Source organism: Erwinia sp. GW821-FHT03D09, from assembly GCF_059420805.1.
Genome location: NZ_JBWKUK010000045.1, coordinates 1 through 1,226 on the forward strand (window position 1 = coordinate 1; position 1,226 = coordinate 1,226).

Below are 1,226 nucleotides of genomic sequence, written 5' to 3' on the forward strand. Positions count from 1 at the left end.
CGGTGTACGACGGCGACGTCGCTCAGGTCCTGATAACACTTCAACCATCTTATTATTCTGACTGGTGTTAAACATAGCTCTAAGACTACCTCTTATTTTAAGAGAGCTGAAGTGTCTGGTGATCTATGGGGCTAGTCTACTCTGCTTGTCCAACCCATCGATATCGTGGTCTGTCAGGTAGATGATCCGCCTCCAACTGCACGCAGTGTCCATGACCTCAGTTGTCATGGTCTGAGCGGTGGCGAATGGTATTTGCTTCTGCAACTGCTGAAGCTGTCGGGATAAATCCTTAAGAGTTACCATGCCGCCTTACCATTGTTAAAACCATTATGTTAATTTAGTTACTTTCTCATCATGGAGTAACTACCAGCCTAAAAACTGGCAGTTACTGTAAAAAAAATAAAACACCAACTATTAAAAATAAAACTTAATTTTATTTAAAAAGTGGTAATTTATTCTTAACTCTCCACTCTTTTACTAATTTTAAAATTGATAAAACACTACCATCGTTACTACCACTAGGGTAATAAATCAGATCAGAACCATCAGGATGTCCTGTAACTGAAATGAAATTTTCCAAATAATTATCTTGTTCCTCCTCAGTTCCTTCGGCTTCAATAATTAACTCAATCAGCTTTTTAAATTCATCCTCAGTATATTCACTAATTTTGTTTTTTAATTCCATCACTTCACCCCTTTATGAATATTAATGTGATTCTTTGGTGTTGTGACACCCATGTTATCCATATTATAAACCTCACCATTCTTACTGATAGGATTTATATGATGAATTTCAAAAGAGCGGCGACCACCAACAGTATCATCGAAACGTGAACGAGGAGCAAGTCCTTTGCTCATCCTTTTAATATTAGACTTACTAAAATCTTTCGTAAATTCAGGATCTTTTGAAATTTCTTTCCATAATACCTTCCTAAACTCATCAAAGTTTTTAAATGTTTTTCCACGTAACTTTGCTGCAATTTTATCTGGAATGGGGGAGCCAAATTCCTTGCCAGCATTTTCCAACCATTTACCAATTATTTTCTTTCCATTACCCGTAGCAACACCGGATTTATTACGCCGACTTTCCTTTTCATAATTTTCTTCAGCATCTTTTTTTTCCTTCTCTTTTTTATTCCGACGTTCCAAAGCTATCGCTAAGGCCTTTTCCGTTGATGCTATTTTACCCCGGGCATCTAAGAGGCGCTGCCGTAACTTATCGTACT

2 protein-coding genes are annotated in these 1,226 nt (G+C 37.4%); both read right to left on the reverse strand.

Annotated elements, in window-relative coordinates:
* Positions 1 to 433: 433 nt before the first annotated feature.
* Positions 434 to 685: a bacteriocin immunity protein gene (locus AC07U6_RS22210; RefSeq protein ID WP_494761842.1), complete on the reverse strand. Its 252-nt coding sequence runs from the start codon at positions 683 to 685 to the stop codon at positions 434 to 436.
* On the reverse strand, positions 685 to 1,226 hold a 542-nt coding region (locus tag AC07U6_RS22215), incomplete at its 5' end, for an HNH endonuclease signature motif containing protein (RefSeq protein ID WP_494764860.1). The genes AC07U6_RS22215 and AC07U6_RS22210, both read right to left, overlap by 1 nt.

Excerpts from the sequence above, each read along its gene's own strand:
- AC07U6_RS22210 (WP_494761842.1), bottom strand. The coding sequence starts at position 685 with ATGGAATTAAAAAACAAAATTAGTGAATATACTGAGGATGAATTTAAA.